17 protein-coding genes are annotated in these 20,818 nt (G+C 67.0%); 9 read left to right on the top strand and 8 right to left on the bottom strand.

Going from position 1 to position 20,818, the window contains the following annotated elements:
* Window positions 1-44: 44 nt before the first annotated feature.
* A complete protein-coding gene (locus D1F64_RS18835) occupies window positions 45-506 on the bottom strand; it encodes a DUF3775 domain-containing protein (RefSeq protein ID WP_117413668.1) in 462 nt (153 codons plus the stop codon).
* Between the two features lie 596 nt (window positions 507-1,102).
* Between D1F64_RS18835 and D1F64_RS18830 the strand changes: the two genes are divergently transcribed.
* The 3 genes from D1F64_RS18830 to D1F64_RS18820 all read left to right on the top strand — a co-directional run bounded on the left by D1F64_RS18830 (window position 1,103) and on the right by D1F64_RS18820 (window position 4,470).
* Entirely contained in the window at window positions 1,103-2,233 is a 1,131-nt protein-coding gene (locus D1F64_RS18830) for a type III PLP-dependent enzyme (RefSeq protein ID WP_117413667.1), read from the top strand.
* An 11-nt stretch (window positions 2,234-2,244) separates the two neighbouring features.
* On the top strand, window positions 2,245-2,802 hold the full coding sequence (locus D1F64_RS18825) for an N-acetyltransferase (protein ID WP_117413666.1): 558 nt from the start codon (window positions 2,245-2,247) through the stop codon (window positions 2,800-2,802).
* A gap of 282 nt (window positions 2,803-3,084) precedes the next feature.
* A complete protein-coding gene (locus tag D1F64_RS18820) occupies window positions 3,085-4,470 on the top strand; it encodes a homospermidine synthase (RefSeq protein WP_117414721.1) in 1,386 nt (461 codons plus the stop codon).
* 232 nt (window positions 4,471-4,702) lie between these two features.
* Here D1F64_RS18820 and D1F64_RS18815 read toward each other — a convergent pair whose 3' ends face one another.
* Window positions 4,703-6,415, bottom strand: coding sequence for a thiamine pyrophosphate-requiring protein (locus tag D1F64_RS18815; protein WP_117413665.1), 1,713 nt, complete (start codon window positions 6,413-6,415; stop codon window positions 4,703-4,705).
* 173 nt (window positions 6,416-6,588) lie between these two features.
* Here D1F64_RS18815 and D1F64_RS18810 point away from each other — a divergent pair, with 173 nt between their 5' ends.
* The 6 genes from D1F64_RS18810 (at window position 6,589) to D1F64_RS18785 (ending at window position 14,592) form a co-directional block, all read left to right on the top strand.
* Window positions 6,589-7,551, top strand: coding sequence for a TAXI family TRAP transporter solute-binding subunit (locus D1F64_RS18810; protein ID WP_117413664.1), 963 nt, complete (start codon window positions 6,589-6,591; stop codon window positions 7,549-7,551).
* A gap of 8 nt (window positions 7,552-7,559) precedes the next feature.
* The gene (locus tag D1F64_RS18805) at window positions 7,560-9,500 is read left to right on the top strand and encodes a TRAP transporter fused permease subunit (protein ID WP_117413663.1); all 1,941 of its coding nucleotides are present in this window, start codon (window positions 7,560-7,562) and stop codon (window positions 9,498-9,500) included.
* A 1-nt stretch (window position 9,501) separates the two neighbouring features.
* Window positions 9,502-10,329, top strand: coding sequence for an IclR family transcriptional regulator (locus D1F64_RS18800; RefSeq protein WP_117413662.1), 828 nt, complete (start codon window positions 9,502-9,504; stop codon window positions 10,327-10,329).
* Window positions 10,330-10,501: 172 nt separating this feature from the next.
* Window positions 10,502-12,094, top strand: a complete 1,593-nt coding sequence (locus D1F64_RS18795) for an FAD-dependent oxidoreductase (protein ID WP_346432268.1) — start codon at window positions 10,502-10,504, stop codon at window positions 12,092-12,094.
* A 275-nt stretch (window positions 12,095-12,369) separates the two neighbouring features.
* The gene (locus tag D1F64_RS18790; protein WP_117413661.1) at window positions 12,370-13,143 is read left to right on the top strand and encodes a sulfite exporter TauE/SafE family protein; all 774 of its coding nucleotides are present in this window, start codon (window positions 12,370-12,372) and stop codon (window positions 13,141-13,143) included.
* A 159-nt stretch (window positions 13,144-13,302) separates the two neighbouring features.
* A complete protein-coding gene (locus D1F64_RS18785) occupies window positions 13,303-14,592 on the top strand; it encodes a lytic transglycosylase domain-containing protein (protein ID WP_117413660.1) in 1,290 nt (429 codons plus the stop codon).
* A 28-nt stretch (window positions 14,593-14,620) separates the two neighbouring features.
* On the opposite strand, the gene D1F64_RS18780 is transcribed toward D1F64_RS18785, so the two are convergent.
* From D1F64_RS18780 to D1F64_RS18755, 6 genes are read right to left on the bottom strand one after another with little or no spacing between them, the layout of a single operon-like run.
* On the bottom strand, window positions 14,621-15,004 hold the full coding sequence (locus D1F64_RS18780) for a cytochrome c3 family protein (RefSeq protein ID WP_162901649.1): 384 nt from the start codon (window positions 15,002-15,004) through the stop codon (window positions 14,621-14,623).
* Window positions 14,947-16,593 (bottom strand): cytochrome c3 family protein, encoded by a 1,647-nt coding sequence (locus tag D1F64_RS18775; RefSeq protein ID WP_162901648.1) that lies wholly within the window; start codon window positions 16,591-16,593, stop codon window positions 14,947-14,949. Before D1F64_RS18775 ends, D1F64_RS18780 begins: the two co-directional genes overlap by 58 nt.
* Window positions 16,590-17,171 carry a hypothetical protein gene (locus D1F64_RS23565; RefSeq protein WP_162901647.1) on the bottom strand — a complete coding sequence of 194 codons (582 nt, stop codon included), beginning with the start codon at window positions 17,169-17,171 and terminating at the stop codon, window positions 16,590-16,592. The genes D1F64_RS18775 and D1F64_RS23565 overlap by 4 nt, the downstream gene beginning before the upstream one ends.
* Window positions 17,171-17,995 (bottom strand): hypothetical protein, encoded by an 825-nt coding sequence (locus D1F64_RS18765; protein ID WP_117413656.1) that lies wholly within the window; start codon window positions 17,993-17,995, stop codon window positions 17,171-17,173. Before D1F64_RS18765 ends, D1F64_RS23565 begins: the two co-directional genes overlap by 1 nt.
* Window positions 17,983-19,698: a 4Fe-4S dicluster domain-containing protein gene (locus D1F64_RS18760; RefSeq protein ID WP_248304800.1), complete on the bottom strand. Its 1,716-nt coding sequence runs from the start codon at window positions 19,696-19,698 to the stop codon at window positions 17,983-17,985. Before D1F64_RS18760 ends, D1F64_RS18765 begins: the two co-directional genes overlap by 13 nt.
* 16 nt (window positions 19,699-19,714) lie before the next feature.
* A complete protein-coding gene (locus D1F64_RS18755; RefSeq protein WP_248304513.1) occupies window positions 19,715-20,749 on the bottom strand; it encodes a cytochrome c family protein in 1,035 nt (344 codons plus the stop codon).
* Window positions 20,750-20,818 lie beyond the last annotated feature (69 nt).

Here is a 20,818-nt window from a genome sequence, read left to right as displayed (position 1 = left end):
GCCGTCTCGAAGGATCGGCGCAACATTCACGCGCCTCCGCTCGTTCAAAGCCGCCCCGTCTCGAATTCCTCGCAGGAATGGCCCAGCTCGCCCAGGCCGTTCTCGAGATAATCGGGCAGCAGCGGAATGCCGAGCAGATACTGCGCGGTGCGGTCGTTGTGACCGCCTGCGGCTTCCTCGCGCAATTCGTCCCAATCGGCCAACGTCCCGTCGCCGCGGCCCAGCCGGGCGATGGTTACCAGATCGATCTGTTCGTCCTCGTTCATCGCGTCGATGAACGAGATGATCTCCTCCTCCACCGGGTCGTCGCCGCCCTCGTCCAGCACGTCGATCATCCTGTCGTCGGCGGCGTTGGAACCGGAGTCGATATCCGTTTCCCCCTCCTTGGCGTCGTATTCGCGCGCCTTGACGATCAGGAAGCAGACCTGCTCGGGCGAGATCGACAGCACGGGCCCGTCGTCCGCGTCCGGTTCCTGGCTCTGGGTATTTTCTGGATGCTCGCTCATGCTGCGTGTCCGTCGCTGGTTGGAGTGTAACGAACAGTCTCGGCCGAAGCCGCGCCGCCCGCGTTGAGCCAAATCAACGGCGGGGAGGGGACTTGGTTCCTCAACGAATGGCGGCATGACGCGGTCGCGGGCGGGGCGGCTGGGCCCCGGGCCGGATCCCGCCCGAAAAAACTTGCCCCCGGGCGCAAAAAAATCTTGCATTCGGAACAAAAGGGCGCGATGCAATGCGTGCCCAAATTCGCACGTGCCCGTGGTCGTCCATCGAATAAGTGGCAGTCGCCTTACCCGGATCCTCAAGGGTCCCAAGGCGGCAAAACCGGACGGCTTAAAGCAACGACGTAAGAGGGCTTTTTTGGTCTCAGTCGGGGTCTCCAACCCCCGGTGTCACTGAAGAGGCACTTACCTCCTTGCCAGCCGTGCGGAAACGGGGATTCCCGTTCCAATCCAAGGCATCACACGCGGGACAGCAGTCGGCTCTTGCCGTTCGCTCGACCGTTCGCGCGATGTATCGCCGCGCGTCCTTGCGTTTCCATCGCGCAGGGGCGGGCGCGATCGCATCCGCCCCTGCGACGTGATTACATATTGGGAACGGATCCATGACCGACCGCATTCGCGATTTCCTCCGCAGCCGACGTGACGACGGCCCCTGCGTCGTTGTCGATCTCGACATCGTGCGCGACAACTACGAAGCCTTCGCCCATTCGCTGCCCGACACCTCCGTCTACTACGCGGTGAAGGCCAACCCGGCGCCGGAAATCCTCAACCTGCTGGCCCGCCTGGGCTCGTCGTTCGACTGCGCCTCCGTGGGCGAGATCGAAATGGTTCTGGCCACCGGCGCGGGCGCCGGCCGCATCTCGTTCGGCAACACCATCAAGAAGGAGCGCGACATCCTGCGCGCCTTTGAAATGGGCGTGCGCCTGTTCGCGGTCGATTGCGAGGCGGAAGTCGAGAAGATCGCCCGCGTCGCTCCGGGCTCCAAGGTGTTCTGCCGCATCCTGTGCGATGGCGCGGGCGCCGAATGGCCGCTGTCGCGCAAGTTCGGCTGCGCGCCGGAAATGGCGCCCCGTGTTCTGGAATCCGCCCACCGCTCGGGCCTCACCGCCTATGGCGTGTCCTTCCACGTCGGCTCGCAGCAGGGCAACGTGGACGCGTGGGACCAGGCGCTGGCCTCCGCCGCCGCGATCTTCCGCGAGATGGCCGAGCGCGGTATCCAGCTTTCCATGGTCAACATGGGCGGCGGTTTTCCGACCGACTATCTCAAGAAGATGCCGGGCGTCGCGTCCTATGGCGAGGCGATCTTCCGCGCCCTGTCGCGCCACTTCGGCAACCGTCTGCCCAGGACCATCATCGAACCGGGCCGCGGCATGGTCGGCAACGCCGGCATGATCGAGGCCGAGGTCGTCCTGATCTCCAACAAGTCCGATGACGATCCGATCCGCTGGGTCTATCTCGACATCGGCAAGTTCAACGGCCTGGCCGAGACCATGGACGAGGCGATCCGCTATCCGATCCGCACCGAGCGCGACGGCGACGCGAAGACCCCCTGCGTGCTGGCCGGTCCGACCTGCGACAGCGTCGACGTGCTCTACGAGAAGGCGCCCTATGAGCTGCCCGTGTCGCTGTCCATCGGCGACAAGGTGCTGATCGAGGCCTGCGGCGCCTACACCACCACTTATTCCACGACCGGCTTCAACGGCTTCGCGCCGCTGGCATCCTACGTGATCTGAGGCGGGCTTCGATGATCGACATTGCCGACGAGGTGTCTTGGCATCACGGCGCGCGCGAGAGCCTGCTCGATGCCGCCTTCGGGGCCGAGCGGTTCACCAAGACCTGCGAGCGGCTGCGCGAAGGCCGCCTGCCGGCGATCGCGCTGAGCGCGACCGACAGCGACAGTGGCGCGCTGATCGGCACCGTGCGGCTGTGGCATGTCACCGTGAACGGCTGCCGGGCCCTGCTGCTCGGCCCGCTCGCGGTGTCGCATCTGCATCAGGGCTGCGGGCTGGGCGCCAAGCTCATGCGCGCGGGCCTCAACCGTGCCGCCATGGCCGGTCATCAGGCCGTCATTCTGGTGGGCGATGCCGAATACTACAGCCGTTTCGGCTTTTCCGCCGGGCTGGCGCAAGGGCTCGACTTGCCAGGTCCGGTGGATCGGGCGAGGCTGCTGGCAACCGAACTGGTCGCCGGTGCGTTGGTCCATGCTCATGGGATGGTGCTCGCCGACGGCGCTGCCGACCCGATGTGCGGCGAAAACAAGCGCGGCCCCTGGGGCCATCCGAAACTGCGTCTCGATGCGTGACGCGACAGTTGCACCCGCGCGGCACGCCCGCCGCGCGGGCATCTTATCTTGAAAGGACAGGCCACACGCCGTTGTGACAAGGCGGGCCACCGAAAGGAATTGATCGCGATGACGACCTCCCGCAAGCCGGCAGCCAAGACCAAGCCGAAATCCTCCGCCAAATCCGCCTATCCCAAGCCCGCTTCCAAGGCCGCCGCCTCCAGGCCCACGGCCTCGCGGCCCGCCGCCAAGGCGCCGGGCAAGCCGTGGCCGGTGCATGGCGCCATCACGGGTCCCGTGGTGATGATCGGCTTCGGCTCGATCGGCAAGGGAACGCTGCCGTTGATCGAACGTCACCTGAGCTTCGACAAGGCGCGGCTGACGGTCATCGATCCGCTGGAGGAGGAAGGCAAGGCGGTGGTCGAGCGCGGCTACGCGTTCAACAACATCGCGCTGACGCCGGAAAACTATCGTGAGGTCCTCACGCCGCTGCTCACCGAAGGCGAGGGCCAGGGTTTTTGCGTCAACCTCTCCGTCGACACCTCCTCGCTGGATATCATGAAGCTCTGCCGCGAGCTCGGCGTGCTCTATATCGACACCGTCGTGGAGCCGTGGCCCGGCTTCTATTTCGACAAGGACGCCGGCATCGAGGCGCGCACCAACTATGCGCTGCGCGAGACCGTGCGCCGGGAGAAGAAGAAGCATCCCGGCGGCACCACCGCGGTCTCCTGCTGCGGCGCCAACCCGGGCATGGTCTCGTGGTTCGTCAAGCAGGCGCTGCTGGACATCGCCCGCGACACCGGCGTCGATACGCCCGAGCCCAGGACACGCAAGGGCTGGGCGAAGCTGATGCAGAAGCTCGGGGTCAAGGGCGTGCACATCGCCGAGCGCGACACGCAGATCTCCGACAAGCCCAAGCCGCTCGACGTCTTCTGGAACACCTGGTCCGTCGAGGGGTTCCTCTCGGAAGGCTTCCAGCCCGCCGAACTGGGCTGGGGCACGCATGAGACGTGGATGCCCAAGAATGCGCGCAAGCACAAGAAGGGCAACAAGGCGGGGATCTATCTCGAGCAGCCCGGCGCCAACACGCGCGTGCGCACCTGGTGCCCCACGCCGGGCGCGCAATACGGCTTTCTGGTCACCCACAACGAGGCGATCTCGATCGCCGACTATTACACGGTGAAGAAGGATGGCAAGGCGGTTTACCGGCCGACCTGCCACTACGCCTATCACCCGTGCAACGGCGCGGTGCTCTCGCTGCACGAGCTGTTCGGCAGTGCGGGCAAGATCCAGCCGCAATTCCATCTGCTGGAGGAGAGCGAGATCATCGACGGCATCGATGAGCTCGGCGTGCTGCTCTACGGCCACAAGAAGAACGCCTACTGGTACGGCTCGCAGCTCTCCATCCAGGAAGCCCGCGAACTGGCGCCCGATCAGAACGCCACCGGCCTGCAGGTGACCTCCGCCGTTCTCGCCGGCATGGTGTGGGCGCTGGAGAATCCGGACGCCGGCATCGTGGAGACCGACGAGATGGATTTCCGCCGCTGCCTGGAAATCCAGACGCCGTATCTGGGCCCGGTGAAGGGATATTACACCGACTGGACCCCGCTCGACGACCGCCCCGGCTTCTTCCCCGAGGATATCGACGAGACCGACCCCTGGCAGTTCCGCAACATCCTGGTGCGGTGAGGGGGGCAGAGTCAGACCGGGGACGGTTGGCTTCTGTCGCACGCCCGCCAAACCCGCCGCCGTCGTCACCCGGCCCGCCGCATCCGCCCCCCCTCATCCGGCGCGTGCGCGCCACCTTCTCCCCGGCGGGGAGAAGGAAGGACCGTGCCGCTCCGTTCCGCCGTATCCGCCCCCTCTCCCTTCAGGGAGAGGGCTGGGGTGAGGGGCTGCACTCACAAGGAACGCGCCCCCCTCAATGCCTGTCCGACACCGCGATGCGAACGTCAAGCACGGCCTGGCGGCGTTCCACGCGGATGACTGTCAGCGCGCGGGCGAGTGCTGCGGGCAGATCCGCGCCGTTTTCGACACGCTCCACATGCGCGCGGCTGGCTGACGCCACTTTCAGATAGTCCGGCGCCGGCTCGAGCGAGGTCAGCGGCATGGTGTTGGCGCGCACCGCCTCGCCTTGCGGATAGCTGTTGAGCACCGAGCGGCGGACCGCGTTCCACATCCCGTTGTTCTTGATGATCGTGAGGATCGGCAGCTCCAGCGCCTCGGCGATCTGGTGGCAGGCCACAGGATTGGCGAAGATGTAGGAACCGTCGCCGATACAGGCGACGCACAGACGGCTGCGGTCGGCCAGTTGCGCGCCAAGGGCTGCGGGCAGCGCCCAGCCCAGCCCGCCGGAGTGCGGGTTGTTGAAGATCCGGTTGGGGCCGGCGGGGGTCATCGCGCCGGGCACCACGCCGAGCTCGCCGAACACCATCGCCTGATCGCCGATGGCCTCGCTCAGACACTGGCTCATCCACTCCGCGCTCATCGGGCTTCCGCTGCCTTCCGCCGCCGTCCGCGCCACGGCCGCGCGGCGTTCATGAGAGGCATGTTCGATGCGTCCGCGCCGCGTGGTCACCGCGAGATCGGGTTCTGGCAGCGCCGCGGCCAGCGCCTTCAGCGTGGCCGCCGGATCGGCGGTGATGGCGAGATCGGTCTGGTAGCCGCGCACTGGCATGCGCTGGAACAGCGGATCCGCGCCCACATGGATGATGCGCTTGCCGGGCGCGGGCGCGTGCAAGGCCTCGATCCACGGAATGTCGCAATCGAGCACCAGCACCACATCGGCCCGTTCCAGCGGACCCTTCACATCGTTGCCGAGGAACATCGGATGCGCGCCGGGCATCACGTTGCGCACCGTGAACGGCTCGGCGACGGCGATGCCGAACCGCTGCGAGAAGGCGGCGAGCTCCGCGGCGGTGGCCCCAATCGGGTCGCTGCGCTGGATCAGGATCAGCGGCTCTTTTGACTCGCTCAGCCACAGCGCCGCGGTGGCGATGGCAGCGGGGTCGGGCTGCGCCGGTGTCGCGGGCGTTTGCGCCGGGGAGGGGTCGCGCAGGTGCTCCGGGATCTCCTCCATCAGCGGCTCGCGCGGCAGGCTGAGATAGACGGGTCCGCGCGGCTCGCTCATCGCAAGCGCATACGCCCGCGCCGTCAGGCTGTCGCCCTGCTCGGGATAGCGCATTTCGTAGTGGTACTTGGTCACGTTGCTGACCAGCGAAGACTGGTCGTACATCTCCTGGCCGTACTGGATCGGGGTCGCGCGGGCGCCCGGACGGCCGCGCTCGGTGATCGGCGTCCGCCCCGACATGACGATCACCGGCACATTGTCCGACGCCGCGTTGATCACGCCCATCGCCGCGTTGGCGAGCCCGACGTTGACATGCACCATCACCGCCTGCGCACGGCCCGTGGCCAGGTAATAGCCATGCGCCATGGCGACGCTGGCGGTCTCGTGCGGTACCGTCACGGGCTGCGGTATGGCGCCGGGATCCAGCGATGCGATCGCCTCGATCACCGGCGGAAAATCGGTGCCGGCGTTGGCGAACAGATAGTCCACCCCGGCGCGCTTGAGACCGAGAAGCATCGCCTCGGCGCCGTTTTTTGGCCGAGCCTTGGTCGTGTCCGCCGTCATTGCATCCCCTCCGAATGGCCTTCCTTGCGCGTGCCTTGGTACGGTCGCGTCATTTGCGCGCAGTTTCCTCTTGTCAGCCGCCGCCGCGCAAGTGCATTCTGCTCAAAATCTCAATATAAGAGTTTTGTGTACGCTTCGGAGCAACCGGGCGGCATTCTGAGGGAGGGAAACACATGCGTCAGATCATCACCTCGGCGGCCTTCGCCGCCGCCATGGCCGTCGCCGCGACGCTGGGAAGCGCCGCATCGGCGCAGACCGTCGGAATCGCGACATCCAATCCGGGGTCGCTGTTCCACAACATCGGCAGCGCGGTCGCCAATGCGGCCAACCAGGCCGGGCTGAACACCACCATCCAGCCCGCGACCAGCCCCAACCAGTTCATTCCGTTCATCAATTCCGGCGGTATCGAGTTCGGCGTGGCGAATCTGCAGGAAGTCAACTATGCGGTCACGGGCGAGGCCTGGTGGAACGGCGTCAAGAACCCCAACCTTCGCGTCGTGGCGATGCTGATGCCGCTCGTTGAGGCGATCTTCGTGCGCGCGGACAGCGACATCATGTCGATCGCCGACCTGAAGGGCCGGCCGATGGTCGATGGCTACACGGCGCAAAACACGATTCTGCCGCAGCTCGACGCCTTCTATTCCACGGCGGGAATGACCCGCGCCGACATGAAGCCGGTCAACGTGCCGAGCGTCGTCGCGGGCGCCAATGCCTTCATCGCCGGTGAAGCGGACGGCTTCATCTTCGCCCACGGCGCGGGCAAGGTGCGGGAGGCGGATGCGGCGGTCGGCGGCTTGCGGGCGCTTCCCGTGGCGGACGCGAGCGATGCGGCGCTTGCCGCGGCGCGCAAGCATTGGCCGACGGCGTTTTTCAAGAAGCTGCCCAAGGGCGCCATGCCGGGCGTGCTGGAGGACAATATCTACATCGCCTTCCCGCAAGTGATCTTCACCCACGCCAACGTGCCCGACGACGTGGTCTACGCCATGGCCAAGGCGATGCATGAGAACGCCAAGGTCATGGCCGACACGTTCAAGCCGTTCGCGGCCTTCAAGCCCAGCGAGATGAAGGGCGACCCCGGCGTTGCGGAGTTCCATCCCGGTGCGCTGCGGTTCTTCAAAGACGCAGGCCTTGAGTAGGATCCCCGATGAGCGACTCCAGTGAGGGAGAGGCCGGCTCCGGCCTCTCCTTGCGTGTCTTGCGGCCCGTCATCGACGGGCTCGCCATGCTGCTGACGCTGACGGCGATCTGCTGGGCCTTCTCGGTTCCGCGCTATCTCGGCCTCGGCTTTTATCCGCAGCAGTTCTTCGCGGCCATTCTGGCCTGCGCGCTGACGCTCGCCTATCTGACCCTGCCGGCGCGGCGCGCAACGACGCGCAGGCGCGTGCCCTGGACGGATCTCGCGCTCGCGCTCGCCAGCTTCGTGAGTGTCGGCTATATCGCCTATGGCTATCCGGAGCTGGTGCTCTTGATCTTCTCGCGCCCGCCCGCCGTCTGGGTGCCGGGGCTCATCGTCACCCTGCTCGTGCTCGAGGCGCTGCGGCGCGCCACCGGAATGGCCCTGGTGGTCATCATCGCCGTCTTTCTGCTCTATGCGCTCTTCGGCGACGCGATCCCCGGGCGGCTGTCCGGACGGCCGCAGAACTGGCAGATGCTCGCCGGTTACATGGCCTATGATTCCAACGGAATTCTCGGGCTGCCGCTGTCGGTGGCCTCCACCGTCGTGGTCACCTTCATTCTGTTCGGCGGGCTGCTGTCGATCACCGGCGGTTCCCGCTTCTTCACCGACGCCGCCATGCTCTGCATGGGCGGATTCCGCGGCGGTTCGATGAAAATCGCCGTGCTGGCCTCGGGTCTGTTCGGCTCGATCTCGGGCTCGGCGGTGGCCAATGTCGTGGGCACCGGCGTCATCACCATTCCGATGATCAAGCGCAACGGCTATCCGGCGCACAAGGCGGCGGCGATCGAGGCGGTGGCGTCGACCGGCGGGCAGCTGATGCCGCCGGTGATGGGCGCCTCGGCCTTCCTGATGTCGGAATTCCTCGCCGTTCCCTATTCCACCATCGTGATGGCGGCGCTGGTGCCGGCGATTCTCTATTACGTCGCGCTGTTCATCCAGGCGGATCTGGAAGCCGCGCGCATGAACATCGCGCCGGTGCCGAAGTCGGAAATTCCGTCGGCGGCCAGCGTGCTGCGCGGATTGCACTTCGTGCTCTCCTTCGCGGTGCTGATCTACGCGCTCTTCGTGCTGCGCTGGCAGCCTGAACGCGCGGCGCTGCTGGCGGCGGTGGCCCTCATCATCACCTCTCTGGCGCTGGGGTATCAGGGCGTGCGGCCGTCGCTTGCCGACATCTTCCGCGGGCTGTCGCGCACCGGCCACGCGGTTGTCGAGATCATCCTGATTTCGGCCGCCTCGGGCCTGGTCATCGGCGTGCTCAACGTCACCGGGCTGAGCTTCAATCTCACCTATGCGCTGGTGCAGGTGGGCGGCGGCAACGCCACGGTGCTGCTGGCCCTGTCCGCTGTGGTCTGCATCATTCTGGGCATGGGCCTGCCAACGCTCGGCGTCTATGTGCTGCTGGCGGCCCTGGTAGCACCCGCGCTCATCCAGGTGGGCATCGAGCCGATCGCGGCGCATCTCTATGTGCTGTATTTCGGCATGATGTCGATGATCACCCCGCCGATCGCGCTGGCGGCGTTTGCCGCGGCCAGCATCGCCCAGGCGCCAGCCATGGCCACTGGGCTCGCCGCGATGCGCTTTGGCTGGTCGGCCTATGTGATTCCGGTGCTGTTCGTCTTCTCGCCGACGCTGATCCTGATCGGCGAGCCTCTCGACATCGGCGTCGCGATCGTCACCGCAGGCATCGGCGTGTGGCTGATCTCGGCAAGCCTTGCGGGTTATTTCTCCGCGCGGCTCTCGATGCCCATGCGCCTCGCCTTCGCCGTCTGCGGTCTCGCGGCCCTGGTGCCCGGGACGGCGTTCGAAGGCGCGGTCATCAGCGACATCCTGGGTGTCGGCGGCGGTCTGCTGCTGATGGCATCGGAGGTCCGGCGCAAACGCCAGCGCCTTGCGGAGAGTGTTGTCTGACATGGCCACGCAAACGAGCCTCGAACGCGTTCTCGCCGTTCTCGAACTGTTTTCCGAAGACCGGCTCGAATGGACCCCGGAAGAGCTGATGGAGACGCTCGGCTACAGCCGGCCGACGCTCTACCGCTATCTCAAGACGCTGAAGGAGGCGGGGCTGCTCACCTCGCTGCCCAACGCCGGGTTCACGCTCGGGCCCAAGGTGGTCGAGATGGACTATCTTATGCGCAAGTCGGACGCGCTGGTGCTCAACGGCGAAACCTCGCTCAAGGCGCTGAGCGACCGCTATCCGTGCTCGGCGCTGCTGGTGCGCTGGTACGGCGACAAGATCCTGTGCGTGGCCTCCACCTGCTCGACGCCCGATCCGCTTTCCAGCTATCCGCGCGGACGGCCGATGCCGCTGGCGCGCGGCGCGATCTCGCGCGCCATCATGGCGTTCATGCCGCGCCGCCAGCTGTTGCCGATGATCGAGCGTAATTTCGAGGAGCTGCAGGACATCGGTCTGGGCGACACCATCGACGCCATCCGCGCCCGCATCCGCCAGGTGAAGAAGGCCGGCTACGCGGTTGCCTATGGCGAGGTGACGCCGGGCGTGGTGGGTGTCGCCGCGCCCGTGTTCGACGCGGCGAAGATCCCCATCGCCGCCGTCTGCGTCACCATCGCCGCGGAGACATTCGCGGATCTCGATCTCAAGGACGTCGGCGCGCAGGTGAAGGCGGCGGCGAGCGCCATCAGCGCGCAGCTGTTCTGCGAGCGCAGCGAGTCCCCGGGCCATTCCGCCGGCGCGGATCCGCTCGGGCTGGAGGCGGGCGGACCCGGATCGCGGCCTTGACTGGCGGCGTCCACGACTCCCGATCGCGGCCGGCGCGGCTGTTCCCGCATACGGCGGGTTGATCGAGGGATCTCCGGCCCGATGCCGCCGGTTTGAGAGGGTGCGACGCCGGATCCATTCGCGTTTCTCCCGGCGTACCGGCACTTAGAGACGAACAACCCTGGAGCAATCTGTGAACGTGCAAGTCAAATCCCACGACGTGGTGATCGTCGGCGGCGGCCCGGTCGGCATGGGCCTGGCGATCGAGCTGGGCCAGCGCGGCATCTCCGTCGCCGTGGTCGAGCGCCACCCGGAGCCGCAGCCGATCCCCAAGGGGCAGAACCTCACGCAGCGGACGGCGGAACACTTCCATTTCTGGGGTTGCGAGCCGGAGCTGCGCGCCGCGCGCACGGTGCCGGGCGATTACGGCATCGGCGGCATGACCGCCTATGGAACGCTGCTGTCGGGCTATTACAACGACTGGCTGCCGCGCGAGCTGGTGCGCCCGTTCTACTTCACCGACAACGAGCGTTTGCCGCAATACGCCACCGAGAAGGTGCTGCGCGATCGTGCCGCGGTGCTGCCCTCGGTCGAGCTTGTCTACGGCTGGCGCGCGGTCGATGTGACGCAGGACGCGGATGGCGCGATTGTTGACATTGAAGAGCGGAAGGGATTGGGCAAGCGACGGTTGCGCGGCCGTTTCGTGGTGGGCTGCGACGGTGCGAATTCCGTGGTGCGCGAGAGCACCGGCATGACCCAGACCCGCACCGACCACGACAAGCTGATGGTGCTGCTGGTGTTCAGGTCGACCGGCTTGCACGAGCTGCTGAAACGGTTCCCCGGGAAATCCTTCTACAACGTGCTGCACCCGGATCTGAAGGGCTACTGGCGCTTCTTCGGCCGCGTCGATCTCGGCGAGACCTGGTTCTTCCACGCGCCGGTGCCGGCCGGCACCACGAAGGAGAATTTCGATTTCAACGGGCTTCTGTATGACTCCGTGGGCGCGGAATTCGACGTCGCCTACGATCACATCGGCTTTTGGGATCTGCGCATCGCCATCGCCGACACCTACCGCAACGGTTCGGTGTTCATTGCGGGCGATGCGGCGCACAGCCATCCGCCCTACGGCGGCTACGGCATCAACACGGGCTTTGAGGACGCGCGCAATCTGGGCTGGAAGCTCGCGGCGGTGCTTGAGGGGTGGGGCGGCGACGCTCTGCTCGACAGCTACGACGCCGAGCGCCGTCCCGTTTTCGCATCGACGGCGCGCGATTTCATCGAATCGGCGATCATCGACGACCGCGATTTTCTCGAGGCGTACTACCCGCCCAAGGATGCCGGATCGTTTCAGGCGGCGCTCGATGCCCGCGCCGCGGGCTCCAAGTCCGAGGTGCTGGCGTTCGAGCCGAATTACGCCGGATCGCCGGTGGTTTTCGGGCCGGAGACTGCGGTGTGCAGCGCCAAGGGGCAGCACTGCTATGAGGCTCGCCCAGGTCACCATCTGGCGCCGCGGGCGCTGTCCTCGGGCGGCAACGTCTTCGAGGCGCTGGGCCGCGGGTTCAGCTTGCTCGCTTTCGGCGCGCCGGCACAGGCGGTCGCCGCGTTCGAGCTGGCGGCCCACGCCATGGACGTGCCGCTGACCGTGATCGCGGACACGGCGGCGGACGGCCGCGAGGACTATGCGGCGGCGCTGGTGCTGGTGCGGCCGGACCAGTTCGTCGCCTGGGCCGGGGAGGCGGCGTCTCTGGATGCGGCTGCCGTCCTGAAACGCGCGCTCGCGCGCTGAGCGTCATCGCTGGCGTGGCGCTCAAGGCGCTATCCGCGCATCCGGACCGCTGACAAAGCCGGGGAAACTCTCTGTCGTCATGGTCGGGCTTGTCCCGACCATCCATAAGCCGTTGAAAACATGGATCCTCGGCACAGGGCCGAGGATGACGATTGAGGGGCATGAGCTTCCTCATCAAGTTCAAGGCGCTATCCGCGCGCATGGTTTTGCGCTAGATCGGCTGCCAGGCGACGCCGGGGTGCGGGCGCCGCTTCGCATGGCTGGGGACTTCGTGAATGATGGATTTTCTGGTGCTGCCCGAGGGCGTGGCCGTCTGGGCGGCTTACGTGATGATTCTGGCCAGCCTGGCAACCTCCTTCATCACGGCGGCCTTCGGCATCGGCGGCGGCATGGTGATGATCGCCGTGCTGGCGGTGCTGCTACCGCCCGTGGCGCTGATCCCCGTGCATGGCGCGGTGCAGTTCGGCTCCAACGCCGGGCGCACCGCCTTGATGCTGGGCCATGTCGACCGCTCGACGCTGCTGCCCTTCACGCTGGGCAGCCTGCTCGGCGTGGCGCTCGGGGGGCTGCTGTTCGTTCAGTTCCCGCCCTGGGCGGTGCAGCTCGGCCTGGCGCTGTTCATCATGTGGTCGGTCTTCGGCCGGTTTCCGCGCATCAGCGGACGGCACCTGTTCGCCGGCGGCATCTTCTCCAGCTTCCTGACCATGCTGTTCGGCGCGACGGGGAGCTTCATCGCGGCGATGGTCAAGACCATGCGTCTCGATCCGCTGGACCACGTGGCGACCCATTCGGCGCTGATGACCCTGCAGCATCTGCTGAAGGTCATCGCCTTCGGGCTGCTCGGCTTCGCCTTCTCCGCCTATCTGCCGCTGGTGCTGGCGATGATCGTCAGCGGCTTTGTCGGCACCTATCTCGGCAAGCAGATCCTGGTGCGCATGGGCGCCGCCTACTTCAAGCCGATCCTCAACGCGATCCTGCTGCTTGCCGCCGCCCGGCTGCTGTGGAGCGCCGCCGAGGCGCTGATGCGTAGCCCCGGCACCGGGGGCTGACGCGCGAGGCCGTGATGGCGGGCCGCCGGATTTCCAATTCCGTCCATGCTGGATACCCGTTACATTGCCCATGGTTGTCGCGTGTGGCGCGTGACGGGGACACGTGAGGCTCGGCGGATGGCTGGCCGGTTGCATCATTGGATCGGAGTTGGCGTGGGCATGGCCGTGTCCGCGGTCTCGCCCTGCCGGGCGGAGAACGCGCTGCCGCCACCGGCGTTCATTCCCGCCGCCCTTGCAGACGCCGCCAGCGCAGATGCCGTCGCCGAGGCGCCGCGCGGCCCGTTGTATGTGGTCACCGACGAGGCGGCCTTCGTCAAAAATGTCTGTGAACGGATCGAACGCGAGGCGAATGCGCACGGTCTGCCGCCGGGCTTTCTGGCGCGGCTGATCTGGACCGAAAGCCGGTTCGATCCCAACGCCATCAGCCCCATGGGCGCGGAGGGCATCGCTCAGTTCATGCCGGCCACCGCCCGGGTCTGGGGGCTTGCGAACGCGTTCGAGCCGATGGCGGCGATCTCCGCGTCGGCGACGCTGTTGGGCTCGTTGAACCGGGGCTACGGCAACCTCGGGCTCGCGGCTGCAGCCTATAACGCCGGTGAGAACCGGGTGGACGCGTGGCGGGCGGGCCACGGCCGGCTGCCGCTGGAAACCCGCAACTACGTGCACGCGATTACCGGGCACAGCGCGGGTGCGTGGAACGGCAAGGATCTGCCGGACGTCCGCTTCATGCTGGACGAGACGCAAGGTTTTCAGGAATCCTGCACGGAAATGCCGCTGCTGCGCGCCCCAATGCAGCGCCGCTTCGCCAACACCTATTTCAATCGCGGACTGGCGCTGGCGAATGCGAAGAAGTTCCGCGAGGCGATCGTTCGCTATTCCGTCGCCATCCGGCTCAAGCCCGGGTTCCCGCACGCCTACAACAACCGCGGCATCGCCTATCGCCGTCTGGGGGATCTCGAGCGGGCGATCGCCAACTACGATGCGGCGATCCGCCTGAAGCCCGACTATGCGGCCGCCTACAACAACCGCGGCTACGCCCGCCGCAAGCTCGGCCAGTTCGAGGAGGCGGTGGCCGATTATGACCAGGCGCTTCGATTGAAGCCCGACTACGACGCGGCGCGCTTCAACCGCGGGTTTGCGCATTCGCAGCTCAGGCGGTTCGACGCCGCGATCGCGGATTATTCCATCGTGCTCAAGCGGCAGCCCAAGCATGCGCTGGCGCTCTACAACCGCGCGCTCGCCCGGATCGAGACCGGCGAGACGGAGGCCGCGCTCACGGATTTCGACCGGGTCATCGCCGCGCGGCCCGGTTTCGCCCGCGCCTATTTCCGCCGCGCCGAATTGCTCCAGCAGCTTGGCCATTCCGAACGCGCGCGGAAAGACTATGCCAGGTCCGTGGCGCTCAACGCCGGCTTCGCCGACGAACGCTATCGCGTGATGTTCGACTGAGCCAAGGCCCCGCCGCCCGCACACCCCATCACTTCGGCAGCCTGGTTCCCGACATCGGCCGGTCGAGGTCGGTGGTGTGATAGCTGTGGCACAGGGTGCAGCTCTCGCCCGCCTTGCTTTCCGTATGACACGTTGCGCACAGCGCCTTGTCCGGGTTCTTGAAATTCGGCACGAATGCCGCCGGATCACCGCCGAGATAGGTCTTCAGGAACGCATTGCCCTGGCTCGCCGGTGCGGTTTCAGTCAACGCATGGCAGGCGATGCAGCCTTGCGGTCCGACGGCGCTGACATGCGGTTCGTGCGAGAAGCGGGTGAAGCGGCCGGAGACCCGGCCGGTGCTGAAGCCGCGCCACTTCACATGCTTGCGGCCGTCCTCGTCGTCGACGCTGTGGCACTTGGTGCAGCGCCCCACGGCGCTTTCGGGCGCGAGCTGCTCGAACACCGGCGCAAACGCCGGCTGCATCGGCGTGCCGAAGGCGGCGCCGGAATAGTCGAGCCAGGCGCGCAGGAAGCGGTCGGCGTGGCCGGACGGCCGGTAGCGGATGGTGAAGTCCTGCCGGTACCAGCCGCCGAACTCCGCCCAGGATTCCGGATCGAAGGGCTCCGCGGCTGTGTCCACTTGCTGGTCCCGTGCAGGTTCGAGGTCGGGATCCGGCGTGTCGCCGCCCAGCAGCGCGTCGAGCCCGCCGTCGGCGGCCTGCGCGTCTGCGGAGAGAATATCGTCGCCACCAAGAATATCACCGCCAGCATCATCACCGCCGCCCAAAATGCTGTCGTTCCCCCGAGGATGTCGTCGGCGGACGCAGGCGTCTCGGCCGGCACATCGGCGCCCGCGGGAAGACCGAGCAGATCCAGACCGGCGTCCGCCGGCTCTCCCGGGCTCGATGTGTCTCCGCCGAGAATGGCGTCATCCGCGCCGCCGAGAATGTCGTCGCCGGTGGCGGATGCGTCGTTGCCCAGAATGTCGTCCGATGGCGCCTCGTTGGCCGGAACGTTATTCGCCGCGTCACCGGTTCCCGCAACCGGCGTTGCTGCCGGTTCGAGCGCCGCCCGTGCATCCTCGAAGGCCTGTGTCGGCGCGCCGCCGGCGTGCCGCTGGAGTTCTTCCCCAAGCCCCGGGAACCAGTCGCGGTTGGCCGCGCGGATCACGTCGTGCGGCAGCAGGCCGGTCATCCAGGCCATCTGCATGCGGTCCATGTCCGTGCCCATGGCGTCGCCCGGAAGCGTGATCACCTCGGACAGCGGCGTGGTCTCCAGGCGGTTGAACAGCCGCTTGACGGACCATGCGAGCTCCGCGATGCGGGCAAGATCCGCGTCGCTGGCCTCGCGCAGGTCGAGCAGGTCGAGCGAGTCCGCGGCGGCGATCGCCTCCCGGATGTCCCCGGAACCGTCATGCGCCCCGCCGCCCAGAAGCAGCGTCTTCAGGAACGCGGTCATCCCGGCTTCGGCGGCGTCCGGCCAGACGCCGATATCGACGCCGCGTGCGGTGAGCGTGGCCACGTCGAGGCCCGGCACGCCGAGGAAGTCGATCCCCTTGGGGCCCATGGCCCGGGTGGTGCCCAGAATGTCGCCGTTGTGGCAACTGGTGCACATGCTCTCAAAGGAGCCGATCTCCATGTACCGGCGGCCTGGTCCCGGCTCGTGGCAGTCGGTGCACACGCCCGGCACCGTCTGGCCCGGCGCGGGCGCCTCGGCGGTCTTGGGGAAGTGGATGCCGAAATGCGACTTGTGGTCGAAGATGATGCGGGTGCGGCGGTTGAACGGATATTCCGTGAATTGCGGATGCGAGGTGGCGAAGGCGCCGAATTTGGACACATGGCAGGTCTGGCAGCGGTCGTTGCCGACCGCCGTCAGGTTCGCGATGCCCTGGTGTTCCTCGTGACAGGTGGCGCAGAAGATCTGCGCATCGCCCGACGCGGAGGTGTTCTGCGGCGCGGGGAAGCTGATGCGGTGCGGCCAGCTCTCATCCTTCGGGCCGCGGGCCTGCAGCGCTTGCGTCATCGCGCGCAGCTCCTCCACCGGATGCGTGTGCGGTGTGAACGGCGTGTCTCCGACACCGTGACACGTGATGCAGAGTTTGGCGTTGTCTTCGGGCGCGGCCGCGGTGACGGCCCGGTGCAGCCAGCCGAGATTGTCGGGGCGACGCCCGCGTGGCAACTCGAGCACTCGCTCTGGCTGGCGTGATGCGCCGACAGAGGCCCCGGCATCAGGAACCGGCTGGCCTGGCTGCCGCTCAGCCCCACGACCGCGAGCCCCACGACCAGGCACGCCGCCCACAACGAGACGCGCCGCCGCGTGGCTCTCAGGCTCGGCTGGGGCACGCAGCGCTCGAGCTGGATGCAGCAGCGTCCGCCGGGCAGGGGACCGGCGTCGCAGGGGCCGCCGTCCTGCTGCGAGCGGCGGCATTCCCAGCGGTCGCCGTCGCGATGCGGCTGGCAGGCGGCGGTGACGCGGCACTGGCCCTTGGCGCCGGGGCCGAGCGAACACGGCTTTCCTTCCGCCAGCCGGCCGCAGACCCAGCGGTCCTGGGGCCGCTCGTAGGCGCTGTCGCGGAAGCCGAATTTCTGCAGGATTCTCATCAGGCGATCCCTGTCGAGAAGGCATAGCCGGCCAGCACGTGCACGACGATGGCAATGATCAGCGCGTAGGTGGGCGGAATGTGGAAGAACAGCCACAGTTTCAGCAGCCCGCCGTTGGCGTGGTGAAAATCGAGATTGTTCTTGGCCACCACCAGATCGCGCATGGTCGCCAGGCGATGCTTTTCGGTTTCGTCGAGGTAGCGCTCGATGGAATCCAGCTCGCCCAGGATGCGCGTCAGCGGCACGGTGGAACCCTGCAGATGCGCCAGGATGTTGCGCGGCCGGGCGAAATACTCCGCCAGACTGCGCTTGTAGAGCTGGGTCAGGCTGACCGCGTCACCCGCCTTCACCGAGGTCAGCGCCAGGGCTTCCGCCTCGTCGGCCAATTGCGCGCGAAACACGGGGATGCGTTCAAACAGAATGCGCTCGCCGCGCGCCTCGAGCTGCGGCGGAATGCGCTTGGACAGCAGCCCGCCGATCACCCCGCTCACCGCGACACCCACGAACAGTCCCCACAGCAGCCACTCCGGCGGGCTGTCGGGCAGCCGGTAGCGCGTGTGCACCAGAAATACGCCGATGGTGGCGAAGCCGAGATAATAGTGAAGCTGCAGCCAGCGGCGCACGCGCCCCAGCGGCAGGATCACCAGCCGTTTGCGGATCGTCAGCAGCAGCATGACGAAGATGCAGCCCGCCAATACCCAGCCGTTGAAATACTGCACGTCGCGCAGCGACACCGCGTAGCCGCGGTTGGTCACCGCGAAGAGTGCGAAGGCGGCCGCCGAAAACCCCAGGTTGAGCGCGACGCCGCGGGTCAGCCAAGCCATTTGAGCAACTTCTCGGTATCGCGGATGTTGACGCGGGCCAGCGCGTCGTGCGGGCAGGCCTGGGCGCAGGCGGGTCCGGTGAGCTGGCCCGCGCACAGGTCGCATTTGGTGGCGCGCGCGATCGGCCGGCCCTCGCGGTCGCGCATGATGGCGCCGGTCTCGTCGCGGATGTCGACCATGCGGATGTTGTTGTAGGGGCAGGAGTTGGCGCAGGTGGAGCAGCCGATGCAGATGCTGTCATCGATGATCACCGTGCCGGTTTCCGCCGTGCGGTGGATCGCGCCGGTCGGGCAGCCGATCAGGCAAACGGGATCGCTGCAATGCATGCAGGCGTTGACGATCATGGCGTTTTCGAACGCATGGCCGTGGCGGACGAAGCGCGGATTGTTGTCATGCGCGGTGGCGCAGGCGCGCACGCAGTCGTCGCAGCCCACGCAGCGGTCGAGATTGATCACCATGGCGTTTTCGCCATTAATGAAGCGGTGATCGACGACGAAATCCATCATGCCCTGGCGCATCGGCTCGGCGGTCTCGGCCTGCCCGGACTGATCGCCGGATGACGCTTTGAGGAAGTGCGCGGGCAGGCCGGGCAGCACGTGTTCGCGGATCAGGCTCGTGGGGATGCGGATCACGTCGACATAGCCGATCGCCCGCAGGCTTGCCGACAGCGTCACGCCGTGTTCGCCGCGTTCCATGGCGGCGATCTCGCTCAGACCGAACGTGTCGTCGTGCGACAGGTGGCCGATGGTGCGTTCGCCGTGATCCACGCGCTCGGACACGCGGGCAAACCCGTTGTTGATCAGGAGCAGCCCGTCCACATGGTTGCCCTCCTGGCAGATCAGCGGTTCCTGCTCGATGATGTGGCCGGTGCCGCGCCGGCGGCCGATCTCGCTCTTGAAGCGCTGCGTCCAGTCGAAATTGCCGTAGGTCTCGAACAGCGAGTGCTGCGCGATCTCGTCCAGCGCCGCGTCGCCGACGTGATCGAACACCGGGCATTGCAGCAGCCGGGTGAGCAGGCCGCGCTCGTGGTACAGGGCGTCGATGCGTTCGCGGAACGGCAGCGACCAGTTGCGGATCTCGCGCAGGCCCTGCCAGCGCAGCTCGAACAAGACCGTGTCGTCTTCCAGGGCGAAGACGGAGGCGTTGCGCGGGCTTCGCGTCAGCGCCGCGATTTCGCCGAACATCTCGGGCGCCGACAGGGTGAAGGTGCCGCTTTTCGCCATCAGGGCGTTCACATCCACCTTGCCGATGCCCTGCAGGGTGTCGGCGCGCGCGGCCTGATGCCGGGCGCGGCGGTTGTGCCGCGTGGCGCGGTATTCCGGTGGCGTGGGGCGGGCAAACAGCCGGCCGAGCGCGCGGCGCCACGAGGGACGCGTGCGGCGTCCGGCTCTGGTCCCGCGCGTCTCCGCGGCGCTGGCGCCCAGTCCGGCGACCGCGCCTTCCAGGATCACGAAGAGCGAGTTGCCGTAGTCGCCCTTGCGGATGATCACCTCGCCGCGGTTGACGCGGCGCAGCCGTCCGTCATTGGCGAGGATGTCCGCAAGCGGCAGCCACGGCGGAAAATTCTCCGCCTCCACATCAGTGAAGGCGGGCAGGGCGAGCACCCGCGCGACGGCCTGCGGATCGAGCAAGGTGTCGCCGAAGGGTTCGTCCCAGCGCCGGTTGCGCTCGTCGCGTTCATCCTGCTGGTCGAGGAGTTCCACGTCCAAAACGGCGTCCTCAATTGGCCGGCTTGCCCTTGAACTTGTCCGGGCCGGGAATGTATTTGTCGATCGCCCCGAAGCTCGATCCGTCATAGCTGTCGGCGAATTTCAGCCCCAGCACGGAAATCTGGCCCGCGGCGGCGGCGAGCTCCGCCTCGTTGTTGAGCTTCAGCGCCGCGGAGGTGGCGGCCTTGTGAACCTCGGCGAGTTCGGGCGCCTCGGGCAGCAGCTTGGCGAGGCTGGCGATCACCTTGCGCGCGTTGTCGGCGCGCTTGGCCATCTTCAGCGCGTAGTCCGCCTTCTCGGTCGCCTTGGAGACGCCGATCAGCGCGGTTTCCAGCTCGGCGATGCGGCCGACGAGAAACAGCATGCGCTTGCGCTCGAGCGAGGCTTCGGGGTTGGAGGCGCCCTTGTTGTACCAGGTGTTGTGGCGCACTTCGCCCTGCGACCAGCTCACCAGCTCGAACGCGCTGCCGGCGGTGTGACCGCCCACGTTGACCAGCTTCTCATGCGGCACCAGGTGGCAGCTGAAGCAGTTCTTGGCGAGCCGGTAGGTCATCTTGGGACGGATCATGCCGGCGGCTTCGGACTTGGCCCAGCGCGCGGCGATCTCTTCCTTGCTCTCCTGGCCTTCCTTCTTGCCGGAGAAACCGGAATGCACCTTGTACCAGTTCCTGGCTTCGCCGTGACACGACTCGCACGAGTTGCCGGCAATCGCCTTGGTCTCTCCCGCCACCGTCTGGACGGTGAAATGGCAGCTCAGGCAGGCGCTGTCGGCCTTCAGCCGCTTGACGCCCATCTTGTCGCCGATTTCCTTGGCTTCCTTGCTTTGCGGCAGGTCGCGGAAGGTCGTGAAATGGTGGGTGCCCTGCCAGATCGCCGTCTCCTTCTTGTGGCATTCGGCGCATTCGTTCGGCCCGACCACCAGCTCCGGATTCATGTCCGAGGCCAGCGCCGGCCGCGCCAGGCCGACCGCCATCACCATGGCCGCGAGGAGTCCGGCCCTCAGAAACCCGGCCGCCCGCCCGGTATTCGTTGCATTGAGTCTCATTTCACCGTCCCATTTCTCAAACTGTGGTGAAAACGCCGCCTCTGCGAAGATGGCTTCAGGGCGCCCGGA

It is taken from the genome of Breoghania sp. L-A4, from assembly GCF_003432385.1.
In the GTDB taxonomy this organism is placed as follows: Bacteria; Pseudomonadota; Alphaproteobacteria; order Rhizobiales; family Stappiaceae; genus Breoghania.
The sequence above is the reverse complement of the archived record's forward strand: the minus strand, read 5'-3'. Positions and strand labels throughout refer to the sequence as shown.